This is a genomic window from Enterococcus silesiacus, assembly GCF_001886225.1.
Classification (GTDB): Bacteria; Bacillota; Bacilli; order Lactobacillales; family Enterococcaceae; genus Enterococcus_L; species Enterococcus_L silesiacus.
Genome location: NZ_JXLC01000007.1, coordinates 116,932 through 132,325 on the forward strand (window position 1 = coordinate 116,932; position 15,394 = coordinate 132,325).

The 15,394-nt window shown below is 37.8% G+C and carries 9 protein-coding genes; all 9 read right to left on the reverse strand.

All coding sequences use genetic code 11. The features are described from left to right. Positions 1-38: 38 nt before the first annotated feature. The 9 genes from uvrC to RV15_RS06850 all read right to left on the reverse strand — a co-directional run bounded on the left by uvrC (position 39) and on the right by RV15_RS06850 (position 15,373). Positions 39-1,838 carry an excinuclease ABC subunit UvrC gene (gene uvrC, locus RV15_RS06810; RefSeq protein WP_071877300.1) on the reverse strand — a complete coding sequence of 600 codons (1,800 nt, stop codon included), beginning with the start codon at positions 1,836-1,838 and terminating at the stop codon, positions 39-41. A gap of 101 nt (positions 1,839-1,939) precedes the next feature. Then, entirely contained in the window at positions 1,940-2,254 is a 315-nt protein-coding gene (gene trxA, locus RV15_RS06815; protein ID WP_025868832.1) for a thioredoxin, read from the reverse strand. A gap of 209 nt (positions 2,255-2,463) precedes the next feature. Then, the gene (locus tag RV15_RS06820) at positions 2,464-4,830 is read right to left on the reverse strand and encodes an endonuclease MutS2 (protein ID WP_071877340.1); all 2,367 of its coding nucleotides are present in this window, start codon (positions 4,828-4,830) and stop codon (positions 2,464-2,466) included. A 57-nt stretch (positions 4,831-4,887) separates the two neighbouring features. Next, on the reverse strand, positions 4,888-5,436 hold the full coding sequence (locus tag RV15_RS06825) for a CvpA family protein (protein WP_071877301.1): 549 nt from the start codon (positions 5,434-5,436) through the stop codon (positions 4,888-4,890). A gap of 17 nt (positions 5,437-5,453) precedes the next feature. Continuing rightward, on the reverse strand, positions 5,454-5,897 hold the full coding sequence (gene zapA, locus RV15_RS06830; RefSeq protein WP_010761227.1) for a cell division protein ZapA: 444 nt from the start codon (positions 5,895-5,897) through the stop codon (positions 5,454-5,456). Between the two features lie 317 nt (positions 5,898-6,214). Beyond that, positions 6,215-10,567, reverse strand: coding sequence for a PolC-type DNA polymerase III (locus tag RV15_RS06835; RefSeq protein WP_071877302.1), 4,353 nt, complete (start codon positions 10,565-10,567; stop codon positions 6,215-6,217). Between the two features lie 596 nt (positions 10,568-11,163). Beyond that, positions 11,164-12,876: a proline--tRNA ligase gene (locus RV15_RS06840; RefSeq protein WP_071877303.1), complete on the reverse strand. Its 1,713-nt coding sequence runs from the start codon at positions 12,874-12,876 to the stop codon at positions 11,164-11,166. 71 nt (positions 12,877-12,947) lie between these two features. Continuing rightward, positions 12,948-14,216, reverse strand: coding sequence for an RIP metalloprotease RseP (gene rseP / locus RV15_RS06845; protein ID WP_071877304.1), 1,269 nt, complete (start codon positions 14,214-14,216; stop codon positions 12,948-12,950). Continuing rightward, on the reverse strand, positions 14,213-15,373 hold the full coding sequence (locus tag RV15_RS06850) for a 1-deoxy-D-xylulose-5-phosphate reductoisomerase (protein WP_071877341.1): 1,161 nt from the start codon (positions 15,371-15,373) through the stop codon (positions 14,213-14,215). Before RV15_RS06850 ends, rseP begins: the two co-directional genes overlap by 4 nt. Positions 15,374-15,394 lie beyond the last annotated feature (21 nt).

Here is a 15,394-nt window from a genome sequence, read left to right on the forward strand (position 1 = left end):
AAAGCCATTTTCATGAGCTTCAGTTTTTTATTCAATGATTAAGTCGTTTCCTCTGAATCAGATTCTTTTTGATGTAAATGATCATACACATTCTTAGCGACATTTTTCGGTAATCCAGAAGCGTTTAGTTCTTCGATTGAAGCGGCTGTAATATATTTCAATGACTTAAATTGCTTTAGTAATTCTTTTTTCCTTTTTGGTCCCAATCCTTCTATATCATCTAAACGTGAGGCAAAACTATTTTTACTACGCAGTTGACGATGAAAAGTAATTGCAAATCGATGTACTTCATCTTGAATACGCTGCAATAAAAAGAATTCTTGTGAATTTCGTTCTAAAGGAACAACGTCTAAATGAGGACCAAAAAGCAGTTCGCTGGTTTTATGCTTATCATTTTTAGCAAGTCCAGCTATCGGAATATCTAAGCCTAATTGGTTATCCAAAACTTCTTTGGCTGCATCTATTTGCCCTTTACCTCCATCGATCAAAATCAAATCAGGAAATGGCAGATTCTCTTTTAGCACTCGTGAATAGCGGCGATAAATCACTTCACGCATTGAAGCGTAATCATCTGGACCTTTAACTGTTTTGATTTTGTATTTACGGTATTCCTTCTTATCTGGACGGCCATCAATAAAAACAACCATTGCGGAAACTGGATCGGTTCCCATGATATTCGAATTATCGAACGCTTCAATTCTTATAGGCGTGGGGATATTCATGGCATTCCCCAACTTCTCGACCGCTCCAATTGTGCGTTCTTGTTTTCGTACAATTAAATCAAATTTTTCCTGTAGTGCAACCGTTGCATTTTTGCCAGCTAATTTGACTAATTTCTTTTTTTCTCCACGTTGTGGTTGCAACACCTTAGTTGAAAGCATTGCTTCTACACTCGCAACGTCGATATTATCTGGAATCAAGACTTCTCTAGGAATAAAGTGTTCGTTTTCTTGGTAAAATTGCCCGATAAAGGTTAAAAAATCTTCTTCTTCTTCATTGTAAAAAGGAAAAATTGAAACATCTCTTTCAATTAATTTACCTTGACGGATAAAGAAGACCTGAACACACATCCAGCCTTTATCAACAGCATAACCAAACACATCACGATCCACTAAGTCCGCGCTTGTCATTTTTTGACGGGTCATCACAGTTTCGATTGCTTTGATTTGATCACGATATTCTGCAGCTTTTTCAAATTCCATGTTTTCCGCAGCTTCATTCATTTTTCTTTGTATCTCTTCTTGAATCACTGGATGGCCACCGTTTAGAAAACTTTTGATTTCAGCGACCATCTTAGTGTAGGTTGATTTAGGAATATCAAAAACACATGGCGCTAAACATTGTCCCATATGATAATAAAGACAAACCTCTTTCGGTAATACTCGACATTTTCTAAGTGGAAACAGCCGATCAAGTAAACGTTTTGTTTCATTAGCCGCTCCCACATCAGGGTACGGACCAAAATATAGTGCTTTATCTTTTGAAACTTTTCTGGTAATCAATAATCGTGGATAATCTTCATTTGTTATTTTGATAAACGGATAACTTTTATCATCTTTCAACATGATATTATACTTAGGATTATTTTTATGAATCAAATTAATTTCCAACAGTAGCGCTTCAATGTTGGATTCTGTCACAATATATTCAAAATCTTCAATTTCGCTGACTAGCCGTTCTGTTTTAGTATCATGGCTACCAGTAAAATAAGAACGTACACGGTTTTTTAATACTTTTGCTTTCCCAACGTAAATGATTGTACCATTTTTATCCTTCATCAAGTAACAACCAGGTTGATCAGGAAGCAATGCTAATTTATTTTTGATTCTTTCGTTCATAATACTTCCTTTCTAATCCATTGATAAAACATATTATACCATTTTCTTGATGCTTAGACATAAAAAATAGGATGAAGAACTTCTCCATCCTACCTTTAATTTTACAAATATTTGTCGATCATTGCACGTAATTGTTCTTTTGAATGAACACCTACTGCTTTTTCTACAACTTCTCCGTCTTTTTTCAAGAGCAATGTTGGAATACTCATAATGCCAAATGAAGCTGGAGTTTCTGGATTTTCATCAACATCCATCTTCGCAATTTTAACTTCACTTTCATCATATTCTTCACTTAATTGTTCTAAAATCGGTGATTGCATACGACAAGGACCACACCAAGTCGCCCAAAAATCAATCAATACAAGACCGTTATCTGTTTCAGTTGAAAAATCTTTATCAGTAATTACTTGTGTCATATTATAGACCTCCTACTTATTAAAGCTGAACAGGCTCGCCCAGCCTTGACAGAAAAATAGGAAAAAATTGATTGAGCTACTTTTTGTCTCACTCCATTTTTATCTTTTTTCCGAAAGGTTAGCCTGTGAAGCTTGATGATGATTTCTAAACCAATTATAACACTCGTTTACTTATCCGACTAGTTTCCTGCTTACTAAAGGTAAGCATCCTATTTAAATTTCACGATCGTTGCTCCATTACCACCTTGATTTCCTGGAGCAAATTCATAACTGCTCACACTACGATGATTCTTTAAATAATCCGTAATCCCAGTGCGTAAAGCCCCGGTTCCCTTACCGTGTACAATCGTTACTTGAGGATAACCGGCTAAGATTGCAGCATCTAAATACTGATCAACTTCGGCCAACGCTTCTTCATAACGCTTCCCGCGTAAATCTAATTGGTTCGCTACGTGGCTAGTTTCACTTGAACGAATAGCCGTCACTCTTTGTGTCGGTTCTTTTTCTGGTGCAACGGGTGTCATATCACTTTCGTCAACAGACATTTTTAAAATCCCCAACTGCACTTGCCATTCATGATCGCTGGATTTACGGATCAAGGTTCCACGTTGTCCAAAGGTATTAACGATGACTTCATCACCTGATTTTAGTTTCTTTTGTTCTTTCGCTTTTTTCAAGACTTTATTTTTTTCTAAATGCGTTTCTTCCTGATGAAGTTTGGAAAGCTTAGACTTGGCATCAATCAACTGATGCTCTTTCACACCACCTTGATTTCCACCTGTCAACTGCATTTTGCGAATGTCAGAGATAATGCCACTGGCTTCTTCTTCTGCTTGGGAGACAAGTTCATTGGCTTTTTGACGTGCTTTTGCCATTTCTTTTTCTCGTTCATCAAAAAAGTATCCGTAAGCTTCTTTTAGTTCGCTATGCAGTCGTTTTGCCTCATCTACATAATGACGAACTTCTAAATATTCCGTTTCTGCCATTTTACGACGATTTTCTAAATCAGCAATCATTTCATTGAGATCTTGGCTTTCGCCATCCATGATGTGTTTTGCTTCATCGATGATCGTGGTATCTAAACCTAGACGCTTAGAGATTTCAAAAGCATTACTGCGTCCTGGAACGCCAATCAATAAACGATAGGTCGGACTCAAGGTATCTACATCAAATTCCATACTGGCATTAATAGTACCAGCACGATTGTACCCGTATACTTTTAATTCTGGATAATGAGTTGTAGCCATTACATATGCACTTTTACTACCTAACGCATCTAAAATCGAAATAGCTAAAGCAGCACCTTCTTGTGGATCCGTTCCGGCACCTAGCTCATCAAACAGCACTAAACTGTGACGATCAACTTTCTTTAGCACATCAACAATATTTGTCATATGGGACGAGAAAGTACTTAAACTTTGTTCGATCGACTGCTCATCGCCTATATCAGCAAAAACCTCATCGAAAATACCCATGCGGCTTTCTTCACCAGCTGGGATGGGTAAACCTGATTGTCCCATCAATTGAAGTAACCCTAATGTTTTAAGTGTGATGGTCTTACCACCAGTATTTGGTCCTGTGATCACAATTGCTTGATATTCTTGACCAATAGTGATGTCATTTGGAACAGCTTTCTCTTGATCAAGTAATGGGTGTCTAGCTTGTTTGAAGTAAATATGATTCTCTTCACTAATTTCAGGCACCACTGCCTTTATTTCTTTACCAAAACGAGCTTTAGCATTGATAAAATCCAATTTACCTATGACATAAGCATTATGCATGATATCGTTTCGATGAGGAACCAACTCAGCTGATAATTCAGACAAAATCCGCTCAATTTCATTGCGTTCGGCAATTTGATGCTGACGGAGACGATTATTTAAATCGACGATTTGTTTGGGTTCAACGAATAACGTTTGCCCTGAAGAACTTTGATCGTGCACTACTCCGCCAAAGACACTCTTGTATTCTTGCTTAACAGGAATAACATATCGTTCGTTTCTCATCGTCACGATTGCATCACTTAAATATTTAGCATTTTTCCCTCTGACAATGCCATCTAATTGTTCGCGAATCGTTTGTTCACTTTTACGAATATTGTTTCGTATGATTTTTAGTTCTGGTGAGGCTTCGTCTGTCACGCGTCCATCTTCATCGATCGACTCTTTCAAACGACGACTCAATTCTGGCAACACAATTAATTGATCGATCCAAGAATAAAGTCTTAAGAGTTCGATTTCACTATCTTGCAGATCATTGAAAAAGCGAATGATTTCAGAAGTTGTTGACAGTACGCGTCCCACATGTGCTAATTCAAGACCATTTAAGTCGGCACCGATCTCGATTCTTTTCATATGAGGACGAATATTCTCTAACTTAGGAATCGGGATTCCGCCGCGTAAACGTTGGATTTTCAATCCATCTTCCGTTTCTTGTAGCCACGCTTGGATACTTGTTGCATCATTTATAGGAACTAAGTGTTCGATCTCTTCCAAGCCTTGTGCTGTAACCACATATTGAGAAATCAGCTGTTTGACTTTATCAAAACCTAACGTTGTTAAAATTCGTGTGTTCATTTTTTCACCTTCTGTTCTTGTAATACTTGATAGGATATAATCCATTAGAAAATAGCCTTATTTAATCATCTGTTCAATCCACAAATGATAGATTTGTTTTGAGAAAATAGGTGTATCTTTGATGATATATCTTGCAAAGCCGCTATTTTTAAATTGATTTTGAACAGCGTCAACTGGTAACATCGATAACGTGCTCAATACTAAAAAGATGCCTATATACATCACTATCAAACTAATTAATCCACCAGCTAACCAATTTGCTTGCTTTAAAACAGGTACAAAAACCAGACCGTGAGCAAAAATCGCCAAAAATCGGACAACTAGCCAGCCTACTATTAAAATAAGTAAAAAGGCTATAGCACCATAAAAAGCTTGATCCAAATCAAGTGTAAGCTCCTGATTGAAAAAGACCAATTTAGTATCAGCTGTTGGTGAAGGATACGGAATGTATAACTCCAGATGAGAGGCTAAACTCTTATAATACGTTCTAGCTATAAAATAGGTACAAAAATAACCAACTGTATATAAAACTTGTAGAATTAGTCCGCGTCTAGCGCCTGTATAAAAGCCAATGGCTAATAGTAGTAAAATGAGTAATGTTAACATCCTGTCATCCTCTCAGATTATTGGTCTTGAGTGCTTTTACTCTGAATCTGTTGTTTGCGATTTTCGTTTAAGATTTGCTGAGCTTCCATATGGTTATGGATTTCGACATCTTCTTGACCATTCTTTTTCAGCACGCCTCTTGCTTCCTCTTCGATTGCTTCAATTCGCTTGATGCGGTTTTCAAGTTCAGCCAATCTGATTGTCCGTTTTTTCAGTTCAGCCACTTCTTGTTCTAAATTAAGCACTTTTTCTTGTTTTTTAAGCTGATCAGAAATAGCATTGATTGCTAATAAAACAGATGCTTGTTCATCATTCGTTTGTGGTGAAATATGTTTTAATTCAGCTAATTGTTCATTGACTAATTTTGTCACCAAATCCATATGTTGTTTGCTTTCTTGTCCGATAATCGTATACGTATGATCGGCAATCACAGCTTTATATCTTGTCTTTTCTTTAACCATGATGGTGTCCCCTCCTATAATAATCCATTATGTTATTGTACCATGAAAATCATAGTCTGTGTTTTTTCAAATAACCCTTTCTTATTATATGCTACTAAACCGAAAAATTAAAGGTTTAGTGTTATTATTACAACTTTTATTAGATTTTTGTTCCTGCTCTTAACTTAAAGAACCTACTATAAAAAAATTAAACAAATGGATCTGGTGCATAACCTTTCAAGTTATGTACCAGATCCATACAATTAAATAAATGTTCGACAAAAATTTATGCCTCATTTATTTGTCAAAATTAAACATTTTTGATTATTTCATTCCTTTTAAAGCATATCAAACAATGACAGTTGATTTTCATCAGGTAAGTCTTTCAAAACACCATTTTCAGTCATATACTCAATCAATGTTTTTGAAACTTTACCGCGACTAGCAAGATCTTCCTTAGACAAGAACGGTTCTGCTCTGGCTTCAACGATTGATTTAGCCACGTTGAGACCTAGACTGGGAACAGCTCTAAACGGAGCAATCAACGTGTCACCATCAATTACAAAATTTTCTGCATCCGATTTATACAAATCGATCATACCGAATTTAAAGCCTCGCTCGATCATTTCATTCGCAAGTTCCAAAACAGTCAACAGATTTTTTTCTTTAGTCGAAGCTTCCAGACCTTTATCCTGAATCTCTTTCATACGCGCTTTCACCGCTTCTTTTCCTTGTGACATCGCAACTAAATCAAAGTCATCTGCACGGACAGAAAAGTATGCGCAGTAATAAAGAATTGGAAAATACACTTTAAAGTAGGCAACTCGCAAAGCCATTAAAACGTAAGCTGCCGCATGGGCTTTCGGGAACATATATTTTATTTTTGAACAAGAATCGATATACCAATCTGGCACATTATTCTCTTTCATCGCTGTCAAATATTCATCTCTTAACTCATCAGGAATTTTATTCCAAAGTCCTTTTCGCACTGTTTCCATGATTTTAAATGCCATACCACTATCAAGTCCAGCATGAATCAAGTAAACCATGATATCATCCCGACAACCAATCACTTCAGCAAGATTGGCTTCTCCTCGACGAATCAATTCTTCCGCATTACCCAGCCAAACATCCGTACCATGAGACAGCCCTGATATTTGCAATAACTCAGCAAAGGTCGACGGATGTGTCTCTTCCAACATGCCTCGGACAAAACGTGTACCAAACTCTGGAATCCCCAATGTTCCAGTCTTAGAATATATTTGTTCTGGTGTTACACCTAGAACTTCAGGACCTGCGAAAATCCTCATCATCTCAGAATCATCAGTGGGAATGGTTTTGGGATCAATTCCTGATAAATCTTGCAACATCCGAATAACAGTTGGGTCATCATGCCCTAGGATATCAAGTTTTAAAATATTATCATGAATTGAATGGAAATCAAAGTGAGTCGTTTTCCATTCAGAATTTTGATCATCCGCCGGATATTGGATCGGAGTAAAATCATAAACATCCATATAATCAGGAATAACGATGATTCCTCCGGGATGCTGACCGGTCGTCCGCTTCACACCAGTCGAACCTTTGGCTAAACGATCCACCTCAGCTCCTCTAAAATGAAGATTGTGATCGCGCTCATACCCCTTTACATAACCGTAAGCCGTTTTATCTGCGACTGTACCAATTGTTCCTGCACGATAGACATACTCCTCACCAAACAAGACTTTCGTATAGTTATGGGCTTCTGCTTGATAATCACCAGAGAAATTCAAATCAATATCAGGTACTTTATCGCCATGGAAACCTAAAAAGGTTTCAAAAGGAATATCGTGACCATCTTTAAATAAACGCTGACCACAATTTGGGCAATTCTTCTCAGGCATATCAAAACCTGAACCGTATGATCCATCTTCAAAAAACTCAGAATGCTTGCAATTAATGCAATGGTAATGCGGTGCCAACGGATTAACCTCAGTAATCCCGGTCATTGTAGCTACAAAACTTGAACCTACAGAACCCCTGGAACCAACTAAATAGCCATCCTCCATACTTTTATGCACTAATTTTTGCGAAATCAAATAGATAACCGAAAAGCCATTTCCGATAATACTATCCAATTCTTTTTTCAATCGTTTCTCAACTATATCTGGTAATGGATCACCATAAAGTTCTTTGGCACGAGTGTAGCTTAAATTTCTGATTTCATCTTCTGAACCAGGAATTTTCGGCGTATATAGATCATCTTTAACAGGCGTGATTTCCTCACACATATCAGCAATTGCATTAGGGTTTTCCACAACAAGCCGATGAGCCGTTTCTTCGCCTAAAAACTGAAAGGCTGTTAACATTTCGTCTGTTGTTCTAAAGTGAACTTCAGGCAGGCTGTGGCGATTCAATGGATTAGCTCCACCCATCGACCCTACCAAAATTTTCCGATAGATGCTATCTTCTTCGTTTAAATAGTGAACGTTTCCGGTTGCGACTACTGGTTTTTCCAGCTCATCTCCGATTTTCACTAGATTTGCGATGATTTCTTCTAAGTCGGCTTCACTTTTCACCAATTCTTGTTCCAACAATGGTGCATAGACCGCTTTTGGCATGACTTCAATATAATCATAAAACTTCGCTCGATTTTTTGCCTCTTCTACACCTTTTTGCATCATCGCTTCAAAAATCTCACCACTTGAACAGGCCGACCCAATAATCAAACCCTCACGCAATTTATTTAGTTGAGAGCGTGGAATTCTGGGGATTCTGAAAAAATAATTGATATTCGACATTGAAATCAGCTTAAAGAGATTTTTCAAGCCAGCTTGAGTCGTTGCCAAAATAGTTGCATGAAACGGTCTCGCACGCTTGTATGAATCCCCTTCGCCAATGTGCATGTTCAATTCATCATGATAGTTCATATTATGATTTTCTTTTGCGTCTTTCAAAAAGATCCAACATAAATGCCCAGTTGATTCAGAATCATAAATTGCTCGGTGATGTTGCTCCAAGTTAACACCGAATTTTTTAGATAAGGTATTTAGTCGATGACTCTTGAACGTTGGATTTAAATAACGAGATAATTCCAATGTATCGATTACTGGATTTTCAGCTTCTGGAATGTCATATTTTCCATAGCTAGTATTTAAGAAACCCATATCAAAGGAAGCATTGTGCGCAACTAAAATCGTATCTTCAGAAAACTCTCTAAACAAGCGTAATACTTCTTCTTCTGATTTAGATCCGCGAACCATCTCATCTGTGATCCCCGTCAAGTTGATTGTTGTTTGAGATAAGGGATGACCTGGATCGATGAATTCTTCGAAGGTCTCAATAATATTTCCTTTGTGCATTTTAACAGCAGCCAGTTCAATGATCGTATCATATACAGCTGATAACCCCGTTGTTTCCACGTCAAATACTACATAAGTCGCTTCACTTAATTCGATATGCGCTTCATTATACGCAATTGGCACACCATCATCTACGACATTGGCTTCTACACCATATAAAATCTTGACTCCTGCTTTTTTTCCAGCACTATGCGCATCGGGAAATCCTTGTGCTCCGCCATGATCAGTGATAGCAATGGCTTTGTGGCCCCATTTTCCAGCTTGAGCAACGTAGTCAGCAACGTTGTTTGTCGCATCCATTGTACTCATATTGCTGTGTAAATGTAGCTCTACACGCTTATCCCCTTCTGGCGCATAATCTTTACGCGGCGCATGTTTGACTTCCATCAAATCTTGACAGTTCATCACTAAATCACGCATGAATGTATCTTCTTGGATGCTGCCGCGAACACGAATCCAGCTATGTTTTTGAATCGCATCGAACACTTGCTCGTCTTTTTCTCCGTTTGAGAATTTTTTTACGATAAAAGATGACGTATAATCCGTAATCTTCAAAATTAAAATTTTTCGTTTGGAACGTAATTCCCGCACTTCTACATCAAAAACGAAGCCTTCAATTGTCACTCGACGTTCTTCTTCTAAGATATCCCCCATTGCCATGATCGGTTCATCATTTGGAATATTACGGCCAAGGCGGATGGGACCTTCAAGTGCCGGACCTTGCTGTTGCTGTTGTTTTTTCTTTTGTTCATGTTTAATGAGCGATTCTGCTGCTTGTTGCTGGAAAGCCGCATCTTGTTCTTGCTTACGTTCTTCAAACAGTGCCAATACTCGTTTTGCTTGCTGTTCATCCATTTTAGGTTCGATATGGAATTTTTGAAAGCCATAATTGATATATAGATCTTCAATAATCGGTAAATACTGTTGTTTCAAATAAGGAATAACCGCTTCGTTATCAACCGGTAAAATAATTTTTTTATCTTCAATAATTGGCGTTTGCGTTTTGATCACGCGTTGAACTAGCGGAGTATCACACTGACTATTCAATAGTGCTAGTTGCCAATAATCGGTCAATTGTTCTTCTGTAAATTCACTTTTGTCAGCTGATATTTTTACAGTCACACCAGCGATTTGCTGAAAAGAAAGCTCCAATTGCTGAATAAATGACTGATAAAGCATCACAGGCAAAATCTCAGTGAAACCTAAATGAAATTCCCATAAACGGCTTTGTTGATGCACCACTACTTTGTCAATTCTTCCTTGTTGAATGAGCGGATGCTGCCGCTCTTGTTCATTTAATTGAATTTGATCGATCAACTTTGCAAATAATTCTTGTGCCTTCTCTGCCACTAAATGAACCTCCTTATAATAAAAGCGGAACAGGCTCGTTCAGCCTTGACTGAAAAATAGGAAAAAACAACTGAGGTGTTCTTTACCTCATTTATTTTTTATCTTTTTTCCGAAAGGCTAGCCTGTAGAGCTAGATAAATAAAAGCGGAACAGGCTCGTTCAGCCTTGACTGAAAAATAGGAAAATAGAACTGAGGCGTTCTTTGCTTCATTTTTATTTTATCTTTTTTCCGAAAGGCTAGCCTGTAGAGCTAGATAGATAAAAGCGGAATGAGCTCGTTTAGTTCTGACTGAAAAATAGGAAAAATTAACTGTGGCGTTTTTGCCACTTTTAATTTTTATCTTTTTTCCGAAGAACTAGCTCATGCAACTCAATATAGTCAAAATCCACCAGTTTTTAACTGGATATCTTGATAAGAAAGAGGCCCTTAGACATTTCTGTCAAGTGCCTCGCCACAGTTAAGTATACTATTTTTTCTTCCGAAATACAATGTAAACAAGAAGTGAGCTGATAGCATTAATTCGATGCAGTAACAATCAAAGAAAACAAAGTTGGGACATAACTCTTTGAGCTACATCCCAACCTCAATTTCAAATTTAGTCTTTATCTGCATTCAATAAAATAGATAATGTGCTTTCAAGCTCTTCCTTACGAACTTCGACCATTTCACCCGTCCGTTTGATTTTCACCTCTACAACACCGTCAACAGCCTTTTTACCAACTGTAATTCGGATTGGACAACCAATCAAATCTGCATCTGCAAACTTCACGCCTGCGCGTTCATTACGATCATCAACTAAGACCTCGTAACCTGCTGTAGACATCATTTCTTCCACTTCATGAGCTAGGCTGGTTTGATATTCGTCTTTTATGTTCATTTGAACAACATGTAAATCGAATGGCGAAATACCTGCTGGCCAATTAATACCATTTTCATCGATATTTTGTTCAACGATTGCAGACAATAAACGACTAACACCTATACCATAACAACCCATGATCACATGTTTTTCTCTGCCGTTTTCATCCAGGACTGTCGCACCCATGGCTTCGCTATAACGAGTACCTAGTTTGAAGATATGACCAATCTCGATCCCTTTAGTAAATTCTAACACGCCATTACCGTCAGGAGAAGGATCACCTTCTTGGACAAAACGTAGATCTTCATAACTAATTGGTGTGAAATCGCGTCCTGGATTTACATTGCTTAGGTGGAAACCTGTTTCATTCGCTCCAGTAATTGCATTAGCTAGATCTTGGACATGAAGATCTGCGAACAACTTCACTTCTTCAGCTAATTCAACTGGACCGACTGAGCCAAAGTCAGCCCCTAGATATTTACGCGCATCTTCATCTGTTGCTTCTTCCAAGAAATCAACACCTAAGAAGTTTTTCAGTTTAACATCGTTCACTTCGTGGTCACCACGAACTAAAACTAAAACAGGTTCCTCATCTGCCATAAATAAAACAGATTTGATGATTCGTTGCGGTTCAACATTGAAAAATGCGGCAACTTGCTCAATCGAGCCAACATCTGGTGTTGCTATTTTTTCAACTTCCAATTGTGTTTCATGTGATTTTTTAGGTGTATATAGGCTGGTTGCCATTTCCAAGTTTGCCGCATAATCACCATCTGTAGAGAAACAAATCGTATCTTCACCGATTTCAGAAATCGCCATAAACTCTTTAGAATCTTTGCCGCCCATAGCGCCACCATCACCAATAATCGCACGGAAATTTAAGCCGCAGCGTTCAAAAATAGCTGAGTAAGCTTTTTCATAATCACGGTATGATTGATCCAGACTTTCTTCATTAGCGTGGAAAGAATAACCATCTTTCATGATGAACTCCCGGCCTCTTAACAAGCCAAAACGTGGTCGTTTTTCATCACGGTATTTTGTTTGAATTTGATATAGATTTAAAGGTAAACGCTTATACGAATTGATTTCATCACGAATCAGTTCAGTAAATGTTTCTTCGTGTGTTGGACCAAGAATATAATCACGCTCATTGCGATCTTTTAAACGATAAAGATTTGGACCATACGTTTCATAACGTCCCGATTCTTTCCATAATTCAGCTGGTAGTAATGCAGGCATCAACATTTCAATAGCATCAATCTTATCGAATTCTTCCCGCATGATTTTTTTCAATTTTTCAAGCACTCGATTTGCGAGTGGTAAATAAGAATAAATTCCCGCTGATACTTGGCGAATATACCCTGCTCTAAGTAACATTTGGTGGCTCAAGACTTCTGCGTCATTTGGCACCTCACGTAAAGTTGGGATTAGCATTTTTGACTGTTTCATTAGAACTCTCCTTTGTTTAAACGAATGTGTTGAAACTCCTCAAGTGATTCGCTAAAAATCAAATTAATTATTTAAAAGAAAAAACGTTGAATATCATTCCAGGTCACTAACACCATCAATAACATAATGAACCCAAAACCAATAAGTGTTAGCAAGCCTTCTTTTTCTTGACTTAAAGGTTTTCCTCTAAGTCCTTCGAAGATGTTCAATACGATCTTACCACCATCTAAAGCTGGGATTGGTAATAAGTTGATGATACCAAGATTGACTGATAACATCGCCATTAGCCAGATTACCATATTCAATCCTGCTTTTGAAGCCTCTGAAGACATCTGGAACATCATTACTGGACCACCCAATTTGTCTAAACTAAATCCAGTAAATAATGATTTAAGAGCTTTAAAAATCTGCATAGAATTATCAATCGTCGCTTGAATACCACCTAGTAATTTGTCTGCTAATCCAGTTTTCATAGGAGGTACAATGCCAATTATACCGATTTCTTGTTTGCCAGACTTCTCTTTTTTAGGCGTTATATCAACTTCTCTAGTTTTACCATCTGACTCAACAAGTAAGTTTAATTCTTTTCCTGGACTATCTTGAATGATTTTTGTGAAATCAGTCCAATCAGAGACCGACTTTCCATCGATAGACACAATTTTATCATCTGCTTTTAAACTAGCTTTAGCTGCTGGACTATCCGCTTGGACTCCTCCAATCAAATTTGTATTCGTGTATGTCACTCCACCTTGCATAAAGACATACACCGTAAATAATACAAAAGCCAGAATGAAATTATTCATAGGTCCGGCAAAATTGGTCAACATCCGCTGCCATAACTTAGCTGATTGGAATTGGACATCAATTGGCGCAATTCTAACTTCGGTTCCATCTTGTTCAATGATCGTTGCATCATGGTTTACCTTATACGTGATTTCTTCTGATTCATCACCATTAACATATCCTTTGATAAATAGTTCTTTTTCAAGATCCGCTTCCAACATTTCCATTGGAATGCTATTAGTCAGTTGGACTTTTTTACTTGTATTGATTTTTACAACTTCTTCTTGTTCATTTAGCTCAATAGACAACGTCATGCCAGGCGGCAATTCCGTATCTTCTTCCCCTTGTCCTGCCATACGTACATAACCGCCGATAGGTAGAATCCGAATAGTATACGCTGTGCCGTCTTTCCCTTGATGAGCAAAAATCTTTGGTCCCATCCCAATCGCAAATTCACGCACTAAAATGCCTGAACGCTTTGCGAAGAAAAAATGTCCAAATTCGTGTACTAAGACAAGAATCCCAAAGACAATAATAAATGTAATGATTGTTTTCATAACTGACCTTCTTCCTTTATCCATCTTTCTACGATAGTTCTTGTTTGTTTATCGATTTCAATCACTTCTGTTAACGTGACTTCAGTAGTTTCACTGTAATTATCTACTGCTCGTTGAACCAACTGTTCAATTTGCAAATACGAAATTTTACCTTCAATAAATGCGGTCGCGGCAATTTCATTTGCAGCGTTATAAACTGTTGGATAAGCGCCGCCTTTTTTTCCAACTGTAAAAGCTAAAGCCAACATTGGAAAACGGTCAAAATCCATCGGTTCAAAATTTAGTTGACCGATTTCTGTTAAATCAAACTTCTTTTCATTTTTGATTGGCAAACGCGTGGGATACGTCAATGCATATTGAATCGGCTCGCGCATGTCGCTTGGCCCCAATTGTGCTAGATATGCACCATCCTTTAAAACGATCATTGAATGAACAATACTTTCTTTATGTAAAACAACTTTTATTTTATCATAATCTGTACCAAATAACCAATGGGCTTCAATAACTTCTAACCCTTTATTCATCATTGTTGAAGAATCTATCGTGATTTTTTTACCCATTGACCAATTGGGATGTTTCAACGCCTGCTCTAAAGTGACAGATTCTAGCTCTTCACGAGTCAAATCTCTAAAGCTTCCGCCAGATGCTGTGATCACTAACTCTTTTACACTGCCCTCTTTTTGTCCTTGTAAACATTGAAAAATCGCGGAGTGTTCGCTGTCGACTGGCAATATAGTTACATTCTTCTTTAAAGCTGCCGCCATGACCCATTGGCCTGCCATGACCAAAGTTTCTTTGTTCGCTAGAGCGATATTCTTTCCCGCGTCAATCGCTGCCATCGTCGGATTTAGCCCTACACTTCCTGTAACAGCGGTCAAGACAACATCGACTGCTTCAAGCGTAGCAGCTTTTACAAGACCTGTTTCACCTACACCGAATTCAACTTCTGGAAACCGGCTGGCTAAATCTGTTTTCATAGCTTGTGAGCCAACACCTACATATTGTGGTTTTAATTGCTCTATCAACTGCGCACCTTTGTCACTATTCGAATGAAACGTCAGTGAAACAATTTGAAATCGTTCAGGATAAGCTAGGACTACATCTACTGTGTTTGTACCAATCGAGCCTGTCGCCCCTAATAATGCGATTTTTTTCATATTAAAAAGAAAAACCCTGAA

Coding starts and splice junctions, on each gene's coding strand:
- RV15_RS06820 (WP_071877340.1), bottom strand. CDS start 4,830: ATGAACACACGAATTTTAACAACGTTAGGTTTTGATAAAGTCAAACAG.
- uvrC (WP_071877300.1), bottom strand. CDS start 1,838: ATGAACGAAAGAATCAAAAATAAATTAGCATTGCTTCCTGATCAACCT.
- zapA (WP_010761227.1), bottom strand. CDS start 5,897: ATGGTTAAAGAAAAGACAAGATATAAAGCTGTGATTGCCGATCATACG.
- rseP (WP_071877304.1), bottom strand. CDS start 14,216: ATGAAAACAATCATTACATTTATTATTGTCTTTGGGATTCTTGTCTTA.
- RV15_RS06840 (WP_071877303.1), bottom strand. CDS start 12,876: ATGAAACAGTCAAAAATGCTAATCCCAACTTTACGTGAGGTGCCAAAT.
- RV15_RS06850 (WP_071877341.1), bottom strand. CDS start 15,373: ATGAAAAAAATCGCATTATTAGGGGCGACAGGCTCGATTGGTACAAAC.
- RV15_RS06825 (WP_071877301.1), bottom strand. CDS start 5,436: ATGTTAACATTACTCATTTTACTACTATTAGCCATTGGCTTTTATACA.
- trxA (WP_025868832.1), bottom strand. CDS start 2,254: ATGACACAAGTAATTACTGATAAAGATTTTTCAACTGAAACAGATAAC.